This window comes from Humibacter sp., assembly GCF_035547335.1.
GTDB lineage: Bacteria > Actinomycetota > Actinomycetes > Actinomycetales > Microbacteriaceae > Humibacter.
This window is the reverse complement of record NZ_DASZVF010000067.1, coordinates 75540-94472: the sequence shown is the minus strand read 5'-3', so window position 1 is coordinate 94472 and position 18933 is coordinate 75540. Positions and strand designations below refer to the sequence as shown.

Annotated in this window: 18 protein-coding genes; 9 read left to right on the top strand and 9 right to left on the bottom strand. The window is 69.3% G+C overall.

Annotated features, from left to right (window positions below; translation table 11 throughout):
* Window positions 1–106: 106 nt before the first annotated feature.
* Both serC and VHB92_RS14390 read left to right on the top strand, forming a co-directional pair.
* Window positions 107–1219, top strand: a complete 1113-nt coding sequence (gene serC, locus VHB92_RS14395) for a phosphoserine transaminase (RefSeq protein ID WP_325454454.1) — start codon at window positions 107–109, stop codon at window positions 1217–1219.
* A gap of 22 nt (window positions 1220–1241) precedes the next feature.
* Entirely contained in the window at window positions 1242–1544 is a 303-nt protein-coding gene (locus VHB92_RS14390; protein ID WP_325454453.1) for a DUF2530 domain-containing protein, read from the top strand.
* A 37-nt stretch (window positions 1545–1581) separates the two neighbouring features.
* Here VHB92_RS14390 and VHB92_RS14385 read toward each other — a convergent pair whose 3' ends face one another.
* Together VHB92_RS14385 and VHB92_RS14380 are read right to left on the bottom strand one after the other, a co-directional pair.
* Window positions 1582–2556: a DUF3027 domain-containing protein gene (locus VHB92_RS14385; protein ID WP_325454452.1), complete on the bottom strand. Its 975-nt coding sequence runs from the start codon at window positions 2554–2556 to the stop codon at window positions 1582–1584.
* Entirely contained in the window at window positions 2549–2929 is a 381-nt protein-coding gene (locus tag VHB92_RS14380) for a cold shock domain-containing protein (RefSeq protein WP_325454451.1), read from the bottom strand. Before VHB92_RS14380 ends, VHB92_RS14385 begins: the two co-directional genes overlap by 8 nt.
* Window positions 2930–3063: 134 nt before the next feature.
* Between VHB92_RS14380 and VHB92_RS14375 the strand changes: the two genes are divergently transcribed.
* From VHB92_RS14375 to VHB92_RS14365, 3 genes are all read left to right on the top strand, one after another.
* Complete coding sequence (locus VHB92_RS14375; RefSeq protein WP_325454450.1) at window positions 3064–3339, top strand: hypothetical protein; 276 nt, start codon at window positions 3064–3066, stop codon at window positions 3337–3339.
* 37 nt (window positions 3340–3376) lie between these two features.
* Window positions 3377–5230, top strand: a complete 1854-nt coding sequence (locus tag VHB92_RS14370; protein ID WP_325454449.1) for a helicase-associated domain-containing protein — start codon at window positions 3377–3379, stop codon at window positions 5228–5230.
* A 264-nt stretch (window positions 5231–5494) separates the two neighbouring features.
* Window positions 5495–7138: a DNA repair helicase XPB gene (locus VHB92_RS14365; RefSeq protein ID WP_325454448.1), complete on the top strand. Its 1644-nt coding sequence runs from the start codon at window positions 5495–5497 to the stop codon at window positions 7136–7138.
* Between the two features lie 261 nt (window positions 7139–7399).
* Here the strand turns inward: VHB92_RS14365 and VHB92_RS14360 are convergent, their stop codons facing one another.
* From VHB92_RS14360 to VHB92_RS14350, 3 genes are read right to left on the bottom strand one after another with little or no spacing between them, the layout of a single operon-like run.
* A complete protein-coding gene (locus VHB92_RS14360) occupies window positions 7400–8155 on the bottom strand; it encodes a pyrimidine reductase family protein (RefSeq protein WP_325454447.1) in 756 nt (251 codons plus the stop codon).
* On the bottom strand, window positions 8145–9050 hold the full coding sequence (gene folP / locus VHB92_RS14355; RefSeq protein ID WP_325454446.1) for a dihydropteroate synthase: 906 nt from the start codon (window positions 9048–9050) through the stop codon (window positions 8145–8147). Before folP ends, VHB92_RS14360 begins: the two co-directional genes overlap by 11 nt.
* Window positions 9047–10282, bottom strand: coding sequence for an NAD(P)/FAD-dependent oxidoreductase (locus VHB92_RS14350; protein WP_325454445.1), 1236 nt, complete (start codon window positions 10280–10282; stop codon window positions 9047–9049). The genes folP and VHB92_RS14350 overlap by 4 nt, the downstream gene beginning before the upstream one ends.
* Before the next feature lie 201 nt (window positions 10283–10483).
* On the opposite strand from VHB92_RS14350, the gene VHB92_RS14345 reads away from it, so the two are divergent.
* The 4 genes from VHB92_RS14345 to VHB92_RS14330 all read left to right on the top strand — a co-directional run bounded on the left by VHB92_RS14345 (window position 10484) and on the right by VHB92_RS14330 (window position 15453).
* Window positions 10484–11176, top strand: coding sequence for a response regulator transcription factor (locus VHB92_RS14345; protein WP_325454444.1), 693 nt, complete (start codon window positions 10484–10486; stop codon window positions 11174–11176).
* Window positions 11177–11260: 84 nt separating this feature from the next.
* On the top strand, window positions 11261–12991 hold the full coding sequence (locus VHB92_RS14340) for a HAMP domain-containing sensor histidine kinase (RefSeq protein WP_325454443.1): 1731 nt from the start codon (window positions 11261–11263) through the stop codon (window positions 12989–12991).
* A gap of 289 nt (window positions 12992–13280) precedes the next feature.
* Window positions 13281–14753, top strand: coding sequence for an ATP-binding protein (locus tag VHB92_RS14335; RefSeq protein WP_325454442.1), 1473 nt, complete (start codon window positions 13281–13283; stop codon window positions 14751–14753).
* A 409-nt stretch (window positions 14754–15162) separates the two neighbouring features.
* Window positions 15163–15453 carry a WXG100 family type VII secretion target gene (locus VHB92_RS14330; RefSeq protein ID WP_325454441.1) on the top strand — a complete coding sequence of 97 codons (291 nt, stop codon included), beginning with the start codon at window positions 15163–15165 and terminating at the stop codon, window positions 15451–15453.
* 107 nt (window positions 15454–15560) lie between these two features.
* On the opposite strand, the gene groL is transcribed toward VHB92_RS14330, so the two are convergent.
* From groL to VHB92_RS14310, 4 genes are all read right to left on the bottom strand, one after another.
* Entirely contained in the window at window positions 15561–17180 is a 1620-nt protein-coding gene (gene groL, locus VHB92_RS14325) for a chaperonin GroEL (RefSeq protein WP_325454440.1), read from the bottom strand.
* Between the two features lie 129 nt (window positions 17181–17309).
* Entirely contained in the window at window positions 17310–17687 is a 378-nt protein-coding gene (locus VHB92_RS14320) for a hypothetical protein (protein ID WP_325454439.1), read from the bottom strand.
* Window positions 17684–18475 carry a permease prefix domain 1-containing protein gene (locus VHB92_RS14315; protein ID WP_325454438.1) on the bottom strand — a complete coding sequence of 264 codons (792 nt, stop codon included), beginning with the start codon at window positions 18473–18475 and terminating at the stop codon, window positions 17684–17686. Before VHB92_RS14315 ends, VHB92_RS14320 begins: the two co-directional genes overlap by 4 nt.
* Entirely contained in the window at window positions 18472–18795 is a 324-nt protein-coding gene (locus tag VHB92_RS14310; RefSeq protein ID WP_325454437.1) for a PadR family transcriptional regulator, read from the bottom strand. The genes VHB92_RS14315 and VHB92_RS14310 overlap by 4 nt, the downstream gene beginning before the upstream one ends.
* Between the last annotated feature and the right edge of the window lie 138 nt (window positions 18796–18933).

The following is an 18933-nucleotide window of genomic DNA, read 5'->3' as shown; positions in this document are numbered from 1 at the left end:
CTACCGGCGCGCGCAGACGGTCCCGTCCGCCCCGAGGGGTATCGACAGGCACCGGCGGCGCCGGCCGGCTCAAGGACTCGACCGGCCCGGCCTTAGAATCAACGCCATGCCTGCGATCGCGATTCCCGAGTCACTTCTGCCCGCGGACGGCCGGTTCGGCAGCGGCCCCTCCAAGGTGCGCCCTGCCCAGGTGGAAGCGCTCGTGGCCGCCGAATCCACACTCCTCGGCACCTCTCACAGGCAGGCACCGGTGCGAGGACTGGTCGGTCGGGTGCGCGAGGGCATCGAGACGCTGTTCCGCATTCCCGACGGATACGAGGTGGTCCTCGGCAACGGCGGTTCGACCGCGTTCTGGGATGCCGCGGCGTTCGGCCTCATCGAGAACCGGTCCGAGAACCTCGTGTACGGCGAGTTCAGCCAGAAGTTCGCGAAGGCGGCATCCGCGCCATGGCTGCAGAGGCCGCACGTGATCGAGGCGCCGGTCGGGTCCAGAAGCACTCCTGAGGCGATCGAGGGCGTCGATGTGTACGCCTGGCCGCACAACGAGACGTCGACGGGCGTGATGGCGCCGGTGCGTCGGGTGCACGGCGACCCGGGTGCACTGACCGTGATCGACGCGACGAGCGCGGCGGGAGGCGTCGACTTCGACGCATCCGAGACGGATGTCTACTACTTCGCCCCGCAGAAGAACTTCGCCTCCGACGGCGGTCTCTGGCTGGCGCTCTTCTCGCCCGCTGCACTGGAGCGCGTCGAGCGCATCGCGGCATCCGACCGCTACATCCCGGACTTCCTGAGCCTCAAGCAGGCCGTGGACAACTCGCGTCTCAACCAGACACTCAACACCCCTGCACTGTCGACGCTGATCATGCTCGACGAGCAGGTTCGCTGGATCAACGAGAACGGCGGCCTGCAGTGGGCGTCGGCTCGCACCGCCGAGTCGTCGGGCGCACTCTACGAGTGGGCCGAGTCGGTGGAGTACGCGCATCCGTTCGTCACCGATCCGGATGCCAGGTCGCAGGTTGTCGCGACGATCGACTTCGACGACGTGGATGCCTCGCGCATCGCGTCCGTGCTCCGCGAGAACGGCATCGTCGACACGGAGCCCTACCGCAAGCTCGGCCGCAACCAGCTGCGCGTGGCGACGTTCACGGCCGTCGACCCCGACGACGTGCGTCAGCTGATCCGCTGCATCGAGTACGTGGTCGAGCACATCGCCTGACCGCGACGGCCGAAAGCACGCGATGCGACTCTGGCTCAGAGACAGCGAGCGACTGCCCGATCCTCCGCCCATGAAGACGGACGACCGTGCAGCACTCGCAGTGGGCACCGTGCTGTGGGCGATCGCGGCCGTGGTCGCTCTCGTGCTGGCCGGTCCGCTCGCGGCCTCCGGGCACGGCTGGGTACTCTCGGCGACGATCGTCGGCGTCGTCCTCGGCCTGATCGGCGTCGTCTACGCGCAGGTGCAGCGCTCACAAGCTCGCCGACGCGAGCGTGCCGCCCCGCCAGCCGACGGGCAGCGGTCCGCTCGGCCGGAGGAACGCTGAGACCCTCGCTCGGACGAAGCGTGCTCGCGCACTGAAGTCAGTCCGCGGAACCCGCCTTGCGGGTTTCGCCCACGGAGCCTTCGTCGGCGCTCTCGTCGTCTGCGCTCTGTTCGTCGGCCCTCTCGTCGTCGGCACTCTCTTCGGCGTCGTCGTCGAGCGATGCCGCCTCGGCACCCGCGATGTCCTCGGCCTCGACGTCGATGTCGTCGGCCTCCTCGTCGTCATCCGCACCGGCGTCGTCCTCGTCGTGCAGGTCGATGTCGATGCCGTCGATGTCGTCGTCGTGGTCGAGGTCGTCTTCCTCGTCGAGGTCGTCGTCCTCGTCGTCCTCGAGGTCTTCCTCATCGTCGCCGTGCTCGCCGGCGGCCGCGGCGTCGGATGCGTTCTCGCCGCCGGCATCCGCGGCTCGCGCTGCCTGCTGGGCGGCCTGGTACTCCGCCAGGCGCTCCGACCACGGCACCCAGTCGGGTGCGAGCAGCGCATCCTCACCAGGCAGCAGCTCGGCCTCGAGCACGACGGGATCCGATTCCACGTCGACGCGCGCGAGCGACACCGTCCAGCGCCACCCCGGATATCCGGCCATCGTGCACTCGAACAGGAGCGAGAGCACGTGCTCGCCCTCCACCACGTGTCCGACGACCGGTCCGACCGTGGACTCGGGAGTGATCTCCAGCAGCACCGTTCTGGCCAGGTCGTGCGCCTCCAGCAGGCGCTCGTCGGCGACAACTGGCTGCGTTGGCGCAGGCCCGTCCGCGGCTGTGCTCGCCTCGGCCGTACTCACCTCGGCGTGCTCAGTCTCCGAAGCGGATGCCGCCGTCGCGCTTGCCGACTCCCCCGCGTCCTCGGTGTCAGCAGATTCGGCCGCGGCCTCTTCCGTCCGCTCGGCAGCAGCAGGTTCAGCCGTCGACGCTTCCGCGGCCTCAGCAGGTTCGGCCGTCGACGCTTCCGTAACCTCTGCCGCCACTTCCTCCGTCGCCTCGGGGGTCGGCTCCTCGGTTCCGGGCTCAGGCATCCAGATCGTCCGCCACCCGGCGAAGCACGGCCGCGATCTTGCGACCGTGTGCCGTGTCGGGGTACCGACCGCGCTTGAGGCCGGCGCCGATGCCGTCGAGCAGCTTCACGAGATCCTCGATGATCACCGCCATGTCATCTGCGGACTTGCGGTTCATCTTGCTCAGGCTCGGGCGACCCTCGAGAACGCGCACGGAGAGCGCCTGCGTGCCGCGCTTGCCCTCGGCCACCCCGAACTCCAGCCGCGTGCCAGCCTTGATCACGGCACCTTCGGGCACGGCCGACGCGTGAAGGAAGACCTCGCCACCGCCGTCTTGGGCGATGAAGCCGAAGCCCTTCTCCTCGTCGTAGAACTTGACCTTGCCGGTCGGCATGGGAGACCTCTCTCGGGATTGTCGGCGCTTTCGCGCCTCGACCCGCGTTCGCTCGGTACGAGAACGCGAGCATTCTCGTAGCTCACTCACCGCGGGTGGGTGTTGCTCGTGCAACGTCAATTATCCTTGATTCTGTGACCGACGAGACGCCTCAGCCCACATCCCGGGTGCAGCGCGCTCTCGCGTTCATCGCAGCGGGCCTCGTGATCCTCTCGATCGTGTGCTTCTTCGTGTTGATGATCGGCACGTGGCTGGGGGCGGGCGCCGACCAGGGATCCGGCAAGGGCATCTGGCCGACCATCGAGCTGCTGCCATTGGGGGCGCTCCCGCTCGCGTTCGTGCTCATCATCGTGCTGCTCGCGGTCAACCTGGTGGGACGCAGCAGGCAGAACCGGAAGGCCGGCCGGTAACGGCGGCGAGGATGCGCATCGCCGGACCCGCGCCCACATGACCAGCACCCTGTCGCTGGCCGAACGGCTCGGCGGCCTGGACGATGAGAGCCTCCACGACCTCATCGAGGGCCGCGGGCTCGCACGCTCGCGCATCGAGGACTTCTTCGACCTCGCCGATGCCCTGCTCGAACCGCCGTCCGTGCAGCATGCGCTCGCGCCGCTGCCCCGTCCCGTGCTGGCCGCGCTGGCCGCGCTCGCGGAGTGCGACGGCGCATCCAGCACCGCGCAGGTCGAACAGTGCCTGCGGGACTGGGGCGCGACCGAGATCTCGACCGCATCCGTCACAGCGGATCTCGACGCGCTCGTGGCGGCGTACCTCGCCGAGCGCACCGCGGACGGCGTCGCGTTGTATCCGGGCGTCGCCGCGCGCTTCCAGGCGTGGGCCGAAGGCGAGCGGATGCCGGGACGCAGGCTCGCGGCATCCGGCAAGCCGGCAGCGCTGGCGAGTGTGCCCGACGTCGATCGGCGCTTCGTCGATCGACTGGCGGCCGAGCGGGCGTTCGTCGCCGCGGGAGCAGTCGCCGAGTTCGTCTACGAGCTGGAGCGCGAGCCGGCGCGAGAGCTGCAGAAGGGCGGCCTGGCCCTGCCGGACACCCGGCGCATCGCGTCGGCACTCGGCATCGAGGTCGACGACGTCGCCACCGTGCACTGGCTCGCGGAGCGTTCCGGGCTGGTCTCCCGCGACGGCGTCGTGTGGCTCTCGACGGATGCGGCCGAGGCCTGGGCCGGACTCTCCACCCCGGCGCGCTGGGCGAGGCTCGCGGCGACGTGGCTCGAGTCGGTGCCCACCGACATCCGCCCGCTGATGATCGAGCGCGCGCACGCGGCCTGGGGCGACGCCCTGCGCAGCTATGCGCGGTGGAGATACCCCGCGGCTGACGCATCGCTCGACCGACGCGTGAACGAGGTCGAGACGCACGCGGAGTTTCTCGGCATCACCGCCAGCACGGCGCCGAGCACGGCCGGCATCGCGCTGCTCGAACGCGGAGCGGATGCCGCGGCGGAGGTCATGCGAGCGTCGTTCCCGGCAGAGGTCGACCGCGTGTACGTGCAGCACGACCTCTCCATCGTGGCGCCCGGGCCGCTCATCCCGTCGCTGGATGCCCGCCTGCGCACCATGGCCGACGCGGAGGGAACGGGACTCGCGGCGAGCTTCCGGGTGTCGCCGTCGTCGCTGCACCGCGCGATCGCGTCGGGCGAGACGGCCCAGTCGTTGCGCGACTTCATCGGGTCCATCTCACTGACCGGGCTTCCTCAGCCCGTCGCCTACCTCATCGACGAAGCCGCTTCGCGCTTCGGCAGGGTGCGCGTGCACACGGCCGACCCGGCGTCGGGCACGGGGTCTGCCGTCAACTCCGGCGACCGGGAGCTCTTGCGCACCATCGCCGTCGACCAGTCGCTGGCGCCGCTGGGGCTGCGCAGCCTCTCGGAAGGCGAGTTGCACAGCCGGTTCCCGCTCGATGTCGTGTACTGGGCGCTCGTCGACGCTCACTACCCCGTCGTCGCCGAGGATGCCGACGGCAACCAGCTGCGCGTGCGGCGCAGGCTCGGCCACTCGGAGCCGAGAGAGACGACGGATGCCGCGCAACTGGTCGTGCAGAGGCTGCGGGCCGCCGAGCGCGCCGACGGCGCGGACAGCACAGAGGCCTGGCTCAACCGCCAGCTGGAGTCGGCGGTGCGGTCGCGCACCACCGTGACGGTCACGGTCGCGCTGCCCGACGGGCAGGAGCACGACTATACGCTCGAGCCCACCGGGCTCGGCGGGGGCCGGCTGCGCGGCCGAGACCGCGCGAGCGACATCGAGCGCACGCTGCCCGTGGCGAGCATCCGCGCGGTGCGTAGCCCCTGAGCGGTCGCCGCCACTCCCGCCACCACCGCCGGTTGAGCCCGTCGAAACCGCGCCCCCGCCCCGCACCGCGGGTTGAGCTTGTCGAACCCGCGCACATGTCCGGGTTTCGACAAGCTCAACCCGCGGTGTTCGACAAGCTCAACCCGCGGAAGCGGCAAGCTCAACCCGCGGAAGGGACAAGCTCAACCCGCGGTGTGCGGCAAACTCAGCCCGCGGAAGCCGCACCGAGGAGGCATCGAGGCAGCGCACATAGACTCGTCTGTTATGTCTGACGGACCCCTGATCGTGCAGAGCGACCGAACCGTGCTGCTCGAGGTGGCGCATCCGCAGGCGGAGGATGCTCGGCACGACCTGGCGATCTTCGCCGAGCTGGAGCGGGCGCCCGAGCACATCCACACCTACCGCATCACGCGGCTGGGACTGTGGAACGCGCGAGCGGCCGGGCACCAGGCATCCGACATGCTGCGCACGCTGGAGACGTACTCGAAGTTCCCGATTCCGCAGACGGTCGCCGTCGACATCGAGGAGACGGTCGCGCGGTACGGCCGGCTCGTGATCGAGCGCGACAACGAGGGGACCCTCGTGCTGCGCAGTTCGGACGAAGCCGTGCTGCGCGAGGTCTCCGGCGCGAAGCGCATCGCCCCTCTGCTTCTCGAGCGAAGCGAGGACGGCACGTTCGTCGTCGCCGCCTGGGCGAGGGGTCAGCTCAAGCAAGAGCTGGTCAAGCTCGGCTGGCCGGCCGACGACCTGGCCGGCTACTCGCCCGGCACCCCGCACGAGATCTCCCTGGATGAGAGCGGCTGGCACCTGCGCGACTACCAGGTGAAGGCGGTGGAGAACTTCTTCGAAGGCGGGTCTGGCGTCGTGGTTCTGCCGTGCGGCGCCGGCAAGACGCTGGTCGGAGCAGGCGCGATGGCCACGGCCAAGACGACCACCCTGATCCTCGTGACCAACACGGTGTCTGCGCGGCAGTGGCGGGACGAGCTGCTGAGGCGCACCAGCCTCACGGCGGAGGAGATCGGCGAGTACTCGGGCCAGGTCAAGGAGATCCGCCCGGTGACGATCGCGACCTATCAGATCCTCACCGCCAAACGGAAAGGCGAGTACGCGCATCTCAGCCTGCTCGACGCGCTCGACTGGGGCCTCATCGTCTACGACGAAGTGCACCTGCTGCCTGCTCCCGTGTTCAAGCTCACGGCCGAGCTGCAGGCCAGACGGCGCCTGGGCCTGACCGCGACGCTCGTGCGGGAGGACGGCCGGGAGGGCGACGTCTTCTCGCTGATCGGGCCGAAGCGCTTCGACGCGCCGTGGAAGGAGATCGAGTCGCAGGGCTACATCTCCCCTGCAGCCTGCTACGAGGTGCGCATCGACCTGCCGGCATCCGACCGGCTCTCCTATGCGGCAGCGGCGGATGACGAACGCTACCGGCTCGCCGCGACCGCGCCGGCCAAGCTCGACGTGGTTCGCGCGCTCGTCGCACGGCACGCTGGCGAGCGCATCCTCGTCATCGGCCAGTACCTCGACCAGATCGACGAGCTCGCGGATGCCCTCGGCGCCCCGTCGCTCACCGGCGCGACGCCCGTCGACGAGCGCGAGCGTCTGTACCAGGAGTTCCGTGACGGCACCACGCCCGTGCTCGTCGTGAGCAAGGTGGCGAACTTCTCGGTCGACCTGCCGGAGGCGACGGTGGCCATCCAGGTGAGCGGATCGTTCGGCTCCCGCCAGGAGGAGGCGCAACGCCTCGGCCGGCTGCTGAGGCCGAAGGAGTCCGGTCTCTCGGCGAACTTCTACACGCTCGTGGCCAGGGACACCGTCGACCAGGACTTCGCCCAGAACCGCCAGCGCTTCCTCGCGGAACAGGGCTACAGCTACACCATCGTCGACGCCGGCGACCTCGCCGCCGCCTGATCCACCGCCTGATCGCGGCCTGATCGCGGCCACCGTACCCGGACCGCTCGCGGCGCATCCGCCCGCCTCCGGCTCACGCGCTCCGGCCCGCTCGCGCGCTCCCGCTCCGACCCGCTCTGGCGCTCTCGAAGACAGGCAGGAAGGCGCTCTCCTCACCGGAACAGGCAGAATCGGCCTGTTCCCGGTAATTCTGCCTGTTTTCGCAGTGACACGCGCCCGGCAAGTGGCGGCAGACGAATGCCTCGGCGGCGAGCGGCCGGCTCAGCGCTCGCGCACGTACCGCAGCAGCAGCGTGTCGTCCGAGCGCAGCACCTGGGCGAGCCGCATGTCGAGCGGCAGCTGCGGGGCCCCATCGATGATGCGCTTGCCGAGGCCGCCCTCCAGCACCGGGCTGACCGTGAGGCACAGCTCATCCAGCGTGCGCTCCGCCACGAACGTGCCGAACAGGTGCGGTCCCCCCTCGCAGTGCACCCGGCGCAGCCCCCTGTCGGCGAGAGCGTTCAGGGCCGCCGTCGTGTCGAGGGATGCCTCGCCGCACACGATCACGTCCGCCACCTGTTCGAGCGCGCTCTTTCGCTCCTCGGACGCCGCGGCCGTCGTCAGCACGATCGGCCGGACGGGTGCCTGCGTGAAGACGTCGCTACCGGGGTCGAGGTCGGCCGCGCCTGAGACGATGGCGAGCGTGGGCTGCGGGGCGAAGCCGTTCGCCTTCCGCCACGCTTCGGACTCGGGGTCGACGCGCATGCCGCCGTATCCCTCGACGCGGATGGTGCCCGCTCCGACGAGCACGACGTCGCACAGCCGGCGAAGCAGCGCGAAGACGCGCTTGTCTGCGGCATCCGAAAGACCGCCGGAACGTCCGGCCTGGGTGGCCGACCCGTCGATCGACGAGACGAAGTTCACGCGCACCCAGGCATCCGAGACGCCGTCCTCGTAACCCGCGATGACCGCAACGTCGTCGAGGTCGGACGCCGGCGACGGCCACAGCGCGTCGATCGCGGGCCGTTCACTCCTCATTGAAGTCACCCATGTTGTGCTTGAGGTACGCCGGCTCCCGCAGACCGAGAATCGCCTCCGTCATCCGCACGGCGGCCACAGACTCGCGCACGTTGTGCATGCGCACGATGCGGGCGCCCTGTGTGACGCAGAACACGGCAGCGGCGAGCGAGCCTTCCAGCCGGTCCGCGCGATCCACATCGAGCGTCTCGCCGATGAAGTCCTTGTTCGAGACGGCCGCCAGCACGGGCAGCCCGAGCGCCGCGATCTCGTCGAACCGTCTCGTGAGCTCGAGGGTGTGGAGCGTGTTCTTGTTCAGGTCGTGGCCGGGGTCGATCACGATCCGCGACTCCGGGATGCCGATGGAGACCGCCAGCTCGACCCGCTCGCTGAGGAACGCGATCACCTCGCCCACCACGTCGTCGTACTGCGGTCGCGGATAGACCGTGCGCGGCTCGGCAAGGCTGTGCGTGATGACGAGCGTCGCGTCGCTGTCGACGACCGCCTCCGCGAGTGCCGGATCGTGGATGCCCGTGGTGTCGTTGATCACGTCGGCCCCCGCCACGATGGCGTGTCTGGCCACCTCGGGCTCGAATGTGTCCACCGAGATGACGACGTCGGACTCACGCCGCAGAGCCTCCACCACCGGGACGACGCGCGCGATCTCCTCCTCTACCGGAAGAGCCGGCCCCGGCTTGAACGGCACCCCGCCGACATCGATCCAGTCGGCCCCGTGCTCCACCGCCGTGAGGCACGCACGCACCGCGGCATCCAGAGCGAACGTCGCGCCGCGGTCGTAGAACGAGTCGGGCGTGCGGTTGACGACGGCCATCACAGCGACTCGCTGAGAGAAGTCGAAGGTGTGCGCGCCGATCGTGCGCTGCGGCGAGCGCAGCGGCGGCAGGTAGACGCTCACGCGCCCGCCACGAGGTCGCCGAGTGGAACGCTCGGATCGGCCAGACGGCTCTCGTCGACGGGACGCGCGGCGCGGATCAGCGCCTGGACGTCCTCGTTCACGTCCCACACGTTGACGTTCATGCCGGCCACCACCCGGCCGTCCGGAGTCACCCAGAACGACACGAACTCGCGACCGGGAACATCCCCGCGGTACACGACGTGGGCGTCTTCCATCAGCGGCCGGTACCCGGAGTACTCCATACCCAGGTCGAACTGGTCGGTGTAGAAGTACGGAACGTCGTCGTACTCCACGCCGCGGTCGAGCATGTTGAGGGCGGCCGTGCGGCCCGTGCCGATCGCGTTCGCCCAGTGCTCGCTGCGCAGCCGCTGGCCGACGACCGGATGCATCGGGTCGGCCGCGTCGCCGACGGCGAAGACGCCGTCCACTCCCGTGCGCATCCCGGCGTCGACGAGGATGCCCTTCTCGGTCTGCAGGCCGGCGTCCTGCGCGATGCGCACGAGCGGCTGGATGCCCGTGCCCACCACGACGACATCCGCTTCGACCTCGCCGCCGTCGTACCGCACGCTGGTCACGCGTCCATCCGAGACCCCGAATCCCTCGACACCGGCTCCGCGGATCAGCCGAACGCCATGGTCGAGGTGCAGCTGGGCGAACACCTCGCCTAGCTCGTCCCCCAGGGCCGTCGAGAGCGGCACCTTGGCGTGCGAGACCACCGTCACCTCGTTGCCGAAGCCTCTGACGGTCGCGGCGACCTCCATGCCGATCCATCCCGATCCCACGACCACGACCTTCTTCTCGCCGTCCTCCGTCGCCTCGCGGATGCCGCGGGAGTCCTCGATCGTGCGCAGATAGTGGATGCCGTCGGCATCGCCGCCGGGCACGTCGAGCTTCTTGGGCGTGGCACCCGTCGCGATGAGCAGGCGGTCGAACGGGACGCTGCCGCCGCCCTCCAGCTCGACGCTCCTGCCCCGCAGGTTCAGGGTGCGAGCGTGCTGCCCGGTGCGCACCTCGACGTCGTGGTCGCGCCACCAGTCGTCCTGCTGCACCCACAGCTCGGACTCGTCGAGCTCCGCGAGATATCCCTTCGACAGCGGCGGCCGGATGTAGGGCTTGTGCGCCTCTGCCACGATCAGGGTGAGGTGGCCGTCGTAGCCCTCCTCACGCAGCGTCACGGCGGCGGTCCCCGCCGCGAGGCCGCCTCCCACGATGACGAATTCCGGTGTGGACATCGCAACCCCTTCCGTGCCGGACGCATGCCGGTCGGCTATTCGCCTGCCTCGATTCTTCAACAGCGGGCCCTCCGTCGTGCAATCCCTTCGCGCTGTGCACGATTACCGCTAAGGGCACCCCCTGCTCGCACACGCGCAGCCAGCGGATGCCGTACGACAGACTCACAGAAAGATCCCAGCCAACGCGCAGAGACTGGGCGCATGAGCACCGGACCCCGCATCCTCATCGTCGACGACGAGCCGAACATCCGCGACCTCCTCACCACCAGTCTTCGATTCGCCGGGTTCGCGGTGCGAGCCGTCGGCAACGGCGCCCAGGCGATCAGCGCGGTGCTGGAGGAGGAGCCCGACCTCATCATCCTCGATGTCATGCTCCCCGACATGAACGGGTTCGGGGTCACGAAGCGGCTGCGGGGCGCCGGATACACGGCGCCGATCCTGTTCCTCACCGCGAAGGACGACACGGAGGACAAGATCACGGGCCTCACGGTGGGCGGCGACGACTACGTCACCAAGCCGTTCAGCCTCGATGAGATCGTGGCGCGCATCAAGGCCATCCTGCGCCGCACCATGCAGGCCGACGACGACGCGATCATCCGCGCCGGCGAGCTCACGATGGACCAGGACACGCACGAGGTGTTCGTCGGCGACACCGCGATCGAACTCTCCCCCACCGAGTTCAAGCTTCTGCGCTACCTCATGCTCAACCCGAACCGGGTGCTGTCGAAGGCGCAGATCCTCGACCACGTGTGGGAGTACGACTTCAATGGGGATGCCGGCATCGTCGAGAGCTACATCTCCTACCTTCGCCGCAAGGTCGACGCGCACTCCAGCGAGCCGCTCATCCAGACGAAGCGCGGTTTCGGCTACATGCTCAAGGCCGCGAAGGTCTGAGAACGCCGCGCACGGCTTCGCCCAGCTTGACCGCCTAGGCTCCCATCCTGTGATGCCAGCCCTGCCGCCGAGAACGCAGCGCCGATGAGCACGGTGTTCGATCGGTGGAACTCGATCTCGCTTCGCACGAAGATCACGGGCGTCACGGTGCTCGTGCTCACGTTCGGCCTGCTGGTGGCCGGCCTCGGAACGATGCTGCTGTTCAAGCCGGTGCTCATCAACCTGTTCGACCAGCAGCTGGAGGCCATCGCCTCCCAGCCGGACAGCATCAACGCCATCCTGCCCAGCGACGGCAAGAAGAGCACGGGTCCGGTCATCGGGCAGAACAACACCGCCAGCTTCTACGTCGCGCTGTACGGCGCCGACGGATCGCTGCTCGCTCAGAACTGGAGCTCGGTGCCGGACGGCAAGAAGCCGGCCGTACCCGCGCACCTCACGCTCGACGAGGGTGCCGCCTGCGCGAACCGCAGCGCCGCGTGGCTGCAGAGCCGTGACGGCCTCAGCAACTTCCGCAGCGTGTGCGCCGTCGTCCAGCTGCAGAGCGCGACGCCCACGTACGGCACGGCGCTGATCGCCGTCTCCACGTCGCCACTGGACATCACGCTGGCGAGCTACCTGTCCATCTTCTTCAGCTTCGGGGTCATCGTCGTCATCATCGGTGCCTTCCTGACCAGGGCGCTCGTCACCACCACGTTCCGGCCGCTACGCGAAGTCGAGCGCACGGCGGCCGAGATCGCCGACGGCGATTTCAGCCAGCGGCTCGGCGGTGCGACCCCGAACACCGAGGTCGGAAGGTTGAACCGTTCGCTGAACACGATGCTCAACCGCATCGACCAGGCCTTCAAAGACCGCGCACGCACGATCGATCAGATGCGGCGCTTCGTCGGGGATGCCAGCCACGAGTTGCGCACACCGCTCGTGTCGGTGCGGGGTTACGCGGAGCTCTACCGGATGGGCGCCCTGCAGACGCCCGACGAGATCGCCCAGGCCATGGACCGCATCGAGAAGGAGGCCGTTCGCATGGGCCTCCTGGTCGAGGACCTGCTGGAGCTCGCACGACTGGATCAGACCAGGCCACTCACGCTGACGCTCGTCGACCTCGTCCCCCTCGCGCACGACGCGGCACTGGATGCCAACGCCGGCAACCCGGATCGCACCGTCTCGGTCGTGCTGTCGCTGCCCCCTCTCCCGCCGCCTCCGCCGGGACCGTCGGCCGCGGAGGCCGCTGCGGATGCGCAGGCCGACGAGGAAGCGGAGGAGCAGGCATCCGGCTCCCGCGGCCCCGCACAGCGGTCGCGCAACGCCACCGGACCGATCGGATTCGCCGGCGCGACGCTCGCCAGGCTCCGTCGTCGTCAGCGCAAGACCGAGCCGGGCCTCGAGACCGTGCCGCTGGAGCTCGCGGACATCCCGGAGACGCCGACGGTGCGGCCGCTCGTGATGGCCGACGAGAACAAGCTTCGGCAGGTGCTCGCCAACCTGATCGGCAACGCCGTTCGATACACGCCTGCGGGAAGCCCGCTCGAGATCGGCGTCTCCGTCGATCCCGACCAGCACGTGGCCGTGCTCTCCGTCATCGATCATGGCGAGGGCGTTCCGCCGCAGATCAGGGAGAAGATCTTCCAGCGGTTCTGGCGGGCCGACACGTCACGCACTCGCGAGACGGGCGGCAGCGGGCTCGGGCTCGCGATCGTCGCATCCATCGTGGTCGCGCACCACGGCACCGTCGACGTGGTCGAGACGCCGGGCGGTGGTGCCACGTTCCGTGTGAGCCTCCCGCTGGTCGAGCCGGGCGCCGAAGCCGCGAACGACTAGCACTCCGCGTGCGCTAGCGGCGGCGTGGCTGCAGCGTCCGCGAAACGGACGGCGCGGCACCCTCTCCGCGCCGGCAAACCTGTCCAGCAGACGCCAGCCGCCTCGCCGAAGGGGCGACACCTCCCGCTTTGGCAAGCACAACGAACCGATACCGCCCGGGTTCTGGCAAGGTTGGGCCCGCGACACTACTCCCTCTTTGGCAAGCCGCACAGGCCCAGACTGCTCTCCTTCTGGCAAGAGCACGGCGGTTCGCCGCACGGTGGCGCGAGGAGAGCGCTACCGTGACGCGATGCGCGACGACGAGCTCAGGCGACTGCTGACCGAGAGCAACCCGTGGTGGACGGCCGCCGCACGCGGCGCCGATCCGACCGCATGGGTGGCCGGCAATCGCACGCTGCGCGAGCGCACGCGCTACGAGCTCGGCTACCGTGCAGGCATCCTCGACGACGTCGCCAGCACCGAGCCGGACGGCCGGCTCGTCGTTCTGACCGGGCCGCGCCGCATCGGCAAGTCGGTGGCGCTCCTGGATGCCGCCGCGAACCTCTGCACGCTGCCCGGGCTCGACCCGAGACAGGTCGTCTACGTGCCGTGCGACACGATGCGCAGCCGCGACGTGACCCGCACGCTGACGCTCGCCCGGATGCTCACGCGCTCTGTGGATCAGCCCAAGCCGCGACCTCGGGTCTGGCTGTTCGACGAGATCAGCATGGTCAGCGGCTGGACCAGCGTCCTCAAGCTGGCCAGGGACACCACCGCGTTCGGGGACGACACCGTCGTGGTCACCGGCAGCAGGTGGGCGCAGTCCGAAGACATCCAGGGCAATCTGCTCGCCGGTCGCGCCGGATCCAGCGGCTCGCACCGCATCAGGCAGCTACTGCCCATGACGTTCCGGGATTTTCTCACCGCGGCGTATCCGGGCCTGCCCGTCGTGCCCGTGGTGAACCCTGCCGAGCTGCAGAGCGAGCACGTCCGCGCCGCGCTCGACGAGGTGCAGTTCGTCGTGGACGACCTCGATCTCGCCTGGCAGGACTACCTCACGTGCGGCGGCTTCCCGCGTGCGGTCTTCGAGCACACGCGCGCCGGCGCCGTCTCGGACGGGTACGCCCGCGACCTGCACGCATGGCTCCGCCGCGATGTCGACCCGGATGCCCCCACGAACACCACGACGACCCTGTTGCGCGGCATCAGCGACCGCATGAGCAGTCCGATCAACCTCACGACGACGGCGCAGGATCTCGGATACTCCAGTCGTCCCACCTTCACCGCACGCGTTGATCGCCTGATCAGCACGCACGCCGCGCTGCGCTGCAATCAGGTGCGCGAGCAGGGCGACCGTGTGGTCGGCGCGCACTACAAGCTGTACCTGTCCGATCCGCTGCTCGCCTGGATCCCGACCATCGTGAGCCCCGGCCTGCCGACGCCGGACTTCACCCGCCTCACGGAGTCGGCGATCGGCATCACGCTGGCCCGAGCGATCGAGGCGCTGGATGAGGGCCGGTGGCTCTCCGACGACTCGGTGGGCTACGCGCGAACGGAATCGAACAACGAGGTGGACTTCGCACCCGTGCGCGTTCCGCTCGCCGGCGCGCACGCCACCACGGTGCCGATCGAGAGCAAATGGGTCGACACCGGCTGGCGCGGTGAGGCACGCGTCATCGACGGCAAGTACGGCCGGGGCATCATGGCGACGAAGTCGGTGCTCGACCTGGAAGGGGATGTCTGGGCCGTTCCCGCGCCCCTCGTCGCGCTGCTTCTCGCCTAGTCCGACGTCCCAAGGCTCCCCGAGTCAGCCCGGCTCCCAGGGTCAACCGAGGTCAGCAAGACTCCCGGAGTCCGCCGGGGTCAGCAAGACTCCCGGAGTCCGCCGGGGTCAGCCCGACTCTCAGAGTCGGCCGGGCTCAGCCCGGCTCCCGGAGTCAACCGCGGTCAGCGCGATCAGCCCGACTCTCCTCGATCCTGAACGGTCTCCTCCTCCCCTGCCGCTGCGGCCGAGGCGTCGTCCCCGACCTGCGTCTGGCCGCTTCGGCCGTAGGCAGGACCTCCGTAGCGTCGTCACCGGAACAAGGCCGGCACCGCGCATCCGGCGGGCACCGGCCTCGCACATGGGCACGTGCCTCGGCACGACTCGCGCCGGCGTGCGAGGGCACGACAGAACATCGACAGGAGGAACCATGACGACATATCGGGTGGACAGCGATCAGATGATCGCCACGACCGCGGCCGTTCGCGGCTCGATGAGCCGCATCCAGAGCGAGGTCGCTGGGCTGCTCGGGCAGCTCACGGGGCTCGAGGGAACGTGGAGCGGACAAGCGTCGCAGTCGTTCCAAGGCGTCGTGACCCGCTGGCGGGCCACACAGCAGCAAGTCGAGGAGTCGCTTGCTGCGATCAATCTGGCGCTCGGCCAGGCCGGGCAGCACTACGCAGAGGTCGAGCTGACCAACGCGAAGCTCTTCGCGGTGTGATCCATGACGCAAGAAGGGCGCCCCGAGGGGCGCCCTTCCGCTGGTGGAGCAAGCCGTCGCGGCATCACCGCTTCGGCCGAGGCGGACTTCGAAGAAGTCCGGACTTTCTAGAAGTCCATGCCGCCTGCCTCGCCGCCGGGAACCGGAGCGTTCTTCTCCGGCTTGTCGGCGACGACAGCCTCCGTGGTGAGGAACAGACCGGCGATGGATGCGGCGTTCTGCAGAGCGGAACGCGTCACCTTGGCCGGGTCGATGATGCCCTGCGCGAGCAGGTCGCCGTACTCACCCGTCGCGGCGTTGAGACCGTGACCGGCGGGCAGCTCTGCCACCTTCGCGGCGACCACACCCGGCTCGAGGCCGGCGTTGAGAGCGATCTGCTTGAGCGGAGCCTCGATCGCGACCTTCACGATGTTGGCACCGGTCGCCTCGTCACCGTCGAGCTCGAGCGTGGCGAACGCCGCCTTGCCCGCCTGGATGAGCGCGACGCCACCACCGGCGACGACACCCTCCTCGACGGCAGCCTTGGCGTTGCGCACGGCGTCCTCGATGCGGTGCTTGCGCTCCTTGAGCTCGACCTCGGTCGCGGCGCCGGCCTTGATGACGGCGACACCGCCGGCAAGCTTCGCCAGGCGCTCCTGCAGCTTCTCGCGGTCGTAGTCGCTGTCCGTGTTCTCGATCTCGTTGCGGATCTGCTGCACGCGGCCGGCGATCTGCTCCGGGTCGCCCGCGCCCTCGACGATCGTGGTCTCGTCCTTGGTGATGACCACCTTGCGGGCCTGGCCGAGCAGGTCGAGGGTGACGTTCTCGAGCTTGAGTCCGACCTCCTCGCTGATGACCTGACCACCGGTGAGGATGGCGATGTCCTGCAGCTGGGCCTTGCGGCGGTCACCGAAGCCGGGGGCCTTCACGGCGACCGACTTGAAGATGCCGCGGATCTTGTTCACGATCAGCGTGGCCAGGGCCTCGCCGTCGACGTCCTCGGCGATGATCAGCAGCTGCTTGCCCGCCTGGATCACCTTGTCGACGATCGGCAGAAGGTCCTTGATGTTGGAGATCTTCTGGTTCGCGATGAGGATGTACGGGTCCTCGAACACCGCCTCCTGACGGTCGGGGTCCGTCACGAAGTACTGCGACAGGAAGCCCTTGTCGAAGCGCATGCCCTCGGTGAGCTCGAGCTCGGTGCCGAACGTGTTCGACTCCTCGACCGTGACGACGCCTTCCTTGCCGACCTTGTCGATCGCCTCGGCGATGATCGCGCCGATCTCGGGGTCGGCAGCGGAGATGGATGCCGTCGCGGCGATCTGGTCCTTGGTGTCGACGTCCTTCGCGGCGGAGAGCAGCTGCTCGGTCACCGCGGCGACGGCCTTCTCGATTCCGCGCTTGAGGCTGATCGGGTCTGCCCCGGCCGCCACGTTGCGCAGGCCCTCGCGCACCAGCGCCTGGGCGAGCACGGTCGCGGTCGTGGTGCCGTCACCGGCGACGTCGTCGGTCTTCTTCGCGACCTCCTTGACGAGCTCAGCGCCGATCTTCTCGTACGGCTCCTCGAGCTCGATCTCCTTCGCGATGGACACGCCGTCGTTCGTGATGGTGGGAGCGCCCCACTTCTTCTCGAGCACGACGTTGCGACCGCGCGGGCCGAGGGTCACCTTGACCGCGTCGGCGAGCGTGTTCAGGCCACGCTCGAGGCCGCGACGAGCCTCCTCGTCAAAAGCAATGATCTTTGCCATGTTGTTTCTCGTCCCTCCCGGACGTTACGCGAAAGAATCAACGTTTAGCACTCAGCTGAAGCGAGTGCTAAAAGGATTCTGGCACTCGACCCTCGCGAGTGCAAGGCGAGCGCCTGGGAGGTGCGAGGCTCAGGCGTGCCTGCGCCTCGTCAGCAGCCGGGCCACGCGGTTGCTCGCCAGCCCCACCGCTGCCGCGCCCGCTGCGCCCAGGCCGGCGAGTGCGCAGAAGATGCCGAGCGCGGCCGCGAGCGGGCCATCGCCCGCGTAGCCGCCGACGAGGAACGTGATCGACACCGCGAAACCGAAGGCGGCGCTGGCGACGAGCGCCGTCACCACGTGCCGGACGACGGAGCCGATGAGCAGGCATCCAATCGCCCAGGGGATCAGAACGAGCGCGGAACCCGAGAAGATCGCGTGCGCGCTGAGCGAGCCGAGGGCGACGCCGCACGCTGCCGCGAGCACAACCGCGCCGACGCGCATCCAGCTGCCACGTCGGATGCTCGTCATCGCACCCGCTCGGGCGTGAGCGAGTGCGACGTCGCGACGAGCAGCCGGGCGGCGAAGTAGACGCCGAACGCCAGCGCCACCGCTCCTTGCGTGTACCAGAGACCCTGCCCCCACTGGCCGCCCAAGGCGACATCTGCCGCGCCGCCCGCCAGGAGCGCGGCACCGGCGCCGCCGAACGCCGTGGCGCCGATCGCGGACACGACGATGGGAGGCACCCTGCGACGGGGCGTCCTGCCGAATCGACGCACGAGCAGGAGCACGACGGCGACGAGCCCGATCAGCACGAGGCCGCCGACGGCCGCGGCGAGAGAGAACAGGAAGGAGTCGTCCGACGCCTCCAGGGTGGCTGCGGTCTTGCAGGTAGCCGCGCCCGGCTGCACAGCGAGCCAGTGCGCGCACTGCTCAGCAGTGAAGCGATCTGTTCCGGGCGCACCGTAGACCCACGCGGTCGAGGTGAGGAACGACACCACGCGCGCCAGGATGGTCGCCAGTGCGATCGCCGCGAAGCCTGCTGCGCACAACGTCACGGCCGCCCTCGTCAAGGCCAGGACGAGCTCGCCCACCGTTCGGCCCTCGGCGGCCTTCGCCACCTGCGCCGGCGACCCGAACGCCGCGATGGCGGCCTCCTGGGCGGCATCCTCCGGCATGCCGGCGGCGACGGATGCGGCAGCCGCGTCACGGAGATGCGCCTCGGCCTCCACCAGCATGCTCCTGGACTCGGCAGACCGCCCGTGCAGCCGAGCGAACAGCGCGTCGAGATACTCGTCGATGCGGTCGCCGCCGCTCATGCTTGCACCCCCAGCACGTTGTCCACGGCCGCCGAGAATCGCTTCCACTGCGTCGACTGATGCGCCAGTTCCCGCTCGCCCGCGTCGCTCAGCCGATAGACGCGCCTTCGCCTTCCGTCGATCGCCTGCCAGGAGCTCTCCACGAGCCCTCTCGATTCCAGCCCGTGCAGAGCGGGATAGACGGTGCCCTCAGCGAGGTCGAACTCCTCGCCGCTGCGGGCCTTGAGCGCAGCGATCACGTTGTATCCGTGCGCCGGCCCGGCACTCAGCACGCCGAGGAGCAGAAGGTCGAGGTTGCCCCGAATCCGATCGTGTCCCATACCTAGGAAGTCTAGGTGTGGGACAACTCCGGCACAACACCCTTGATCGAGGGCGGCCCACCGTCGGTCGAGGGAACGGCGCCGTTGGTCGAGGGAACGGCGCCGTTGGTCGGGGGAACGGCGCCGTTTGTCGGGGGA

What these genes read in the sequence shown, in the direction of transcription:
- serC (WP_325454454.1), top strand. Translation starts at nt 107, where the DNA reads ATGCCTGCGATCGCGATTCCCGAGTCACTTCTGCCCGCGGACGGCCGG.
- VHB92_RS14390 (WP_325454453.1), top strand. Translation starts at nt 1,242, where the DNA reads ATGCGACTCTGGCTCAGAGACAGCGAGCGACTGCCCGATCCTCCGCCC.
- VHB92_RS14385 (WP_325454452.1), bottom strand. Translation starts at nt 2,556, where the DNA reads ATGCCTGAGCCCGGAACCGAGGAGCCGACCCCCGAGGCGACGGAGGAA.
- VHB92_RS14380 (WP_325454451.1), bottom strand. Translation starts at nt 2,929, where the DNA reads ATGCCGACCGGCAAGGTCAAGTTCTACGACGAGGAGAAGGGCTTCGGC.
- VHB92_RS14370 (WP_325454449.1), top strand. Translation starts at nt 3,377, where the DNA reads ATGACCAGCACCCTGTCGCTGGCCGAACGGCTCGGCGGCCTGGACGAT.
- VHB92_RS14365 (WP_325454448.1), top strand. Translation starts at nt 5,495, where the DNA reads ATGTCTGACGGACCCCTGATCGTGCAGAGCGACCGAACCGTGCTGCTC.
- VHB92_RS14360 (WP_325454447.1), bottom strand. Translation starts at nt 8,155, where the DNA reads ATGAGGAGTGAACGGCCCGCGATCGACGCGCTGTGGCCGTCGCCGGCG.
- VHB92_RS14350 (WP_325454445.1), bottom strand. Translation starts at nt 10,282, where the DNA reads ATGTCCACACCGGAATTCGTCATCGTGGGAGGCGGCCTCGCGGCGGGG.
- VHB92_RS14345 (WP_325454444.1), top strand. Translation starts at nt 10,484, where the DNA reads ATGAGCACCGGACCCCGCATCCTCATCGTCGACGACGAGCCGAACATC.
- VHB92_RS14340 (WP_325454443.1), top strand. Translation starts at nt 11,261, where the DNA reads ATGAGCACGGTGTTCGATCGGTGGAACTCGATCTCGCTTCGCACGAAG.
- VHB92_RS14335 (WP_325454442.1), top strand. Translation starts at nt 13,281, where the DNA reads ATGCGCGACGACGAGCTCAGGCGACTGCTGACCGAGAGCAACCCGTGG.
- VHB92_RS14330 (WP_325454441.1), top strand. Translation starts at nt 15,163, where the DNA reads ATGACGACATATCGGGTGGACAGCGATCAGATGATCGCCACGACCGCG.
- groL (WP_325454440.1), bottom strand. Translation starts at nt 17,180, where the DNA reads ATGGCAAAGATCATTGCTTTTGACGAGGAGGCTCGTCGCGGCCTCGAG.
- VHB92_RS14320 (WP_325454439.1), bottom strand. Translation starts at nt 17,687, where the DNA reads ATGACGAGCATCCGACGTGGCAGCTGGATGCGCGTCGGCGCGGTTGTG.
- VHB92_RS14315 (WP_325454438.1), bottom strand. Translation starts at nt 18,475, where the DNA reads ATGAGCGGCGGCGACCGCATCGACGAGTATCTCGACGCGCTGTTCGCT.
- VHB92_RS14310 (WP_325454437.1), bottom strand. Translation starts at nt 18,795, where the DNA reads ATGGGACACGATCGGATTCGGGGCAACCTCGACCTTCTGCTCCTCGGC.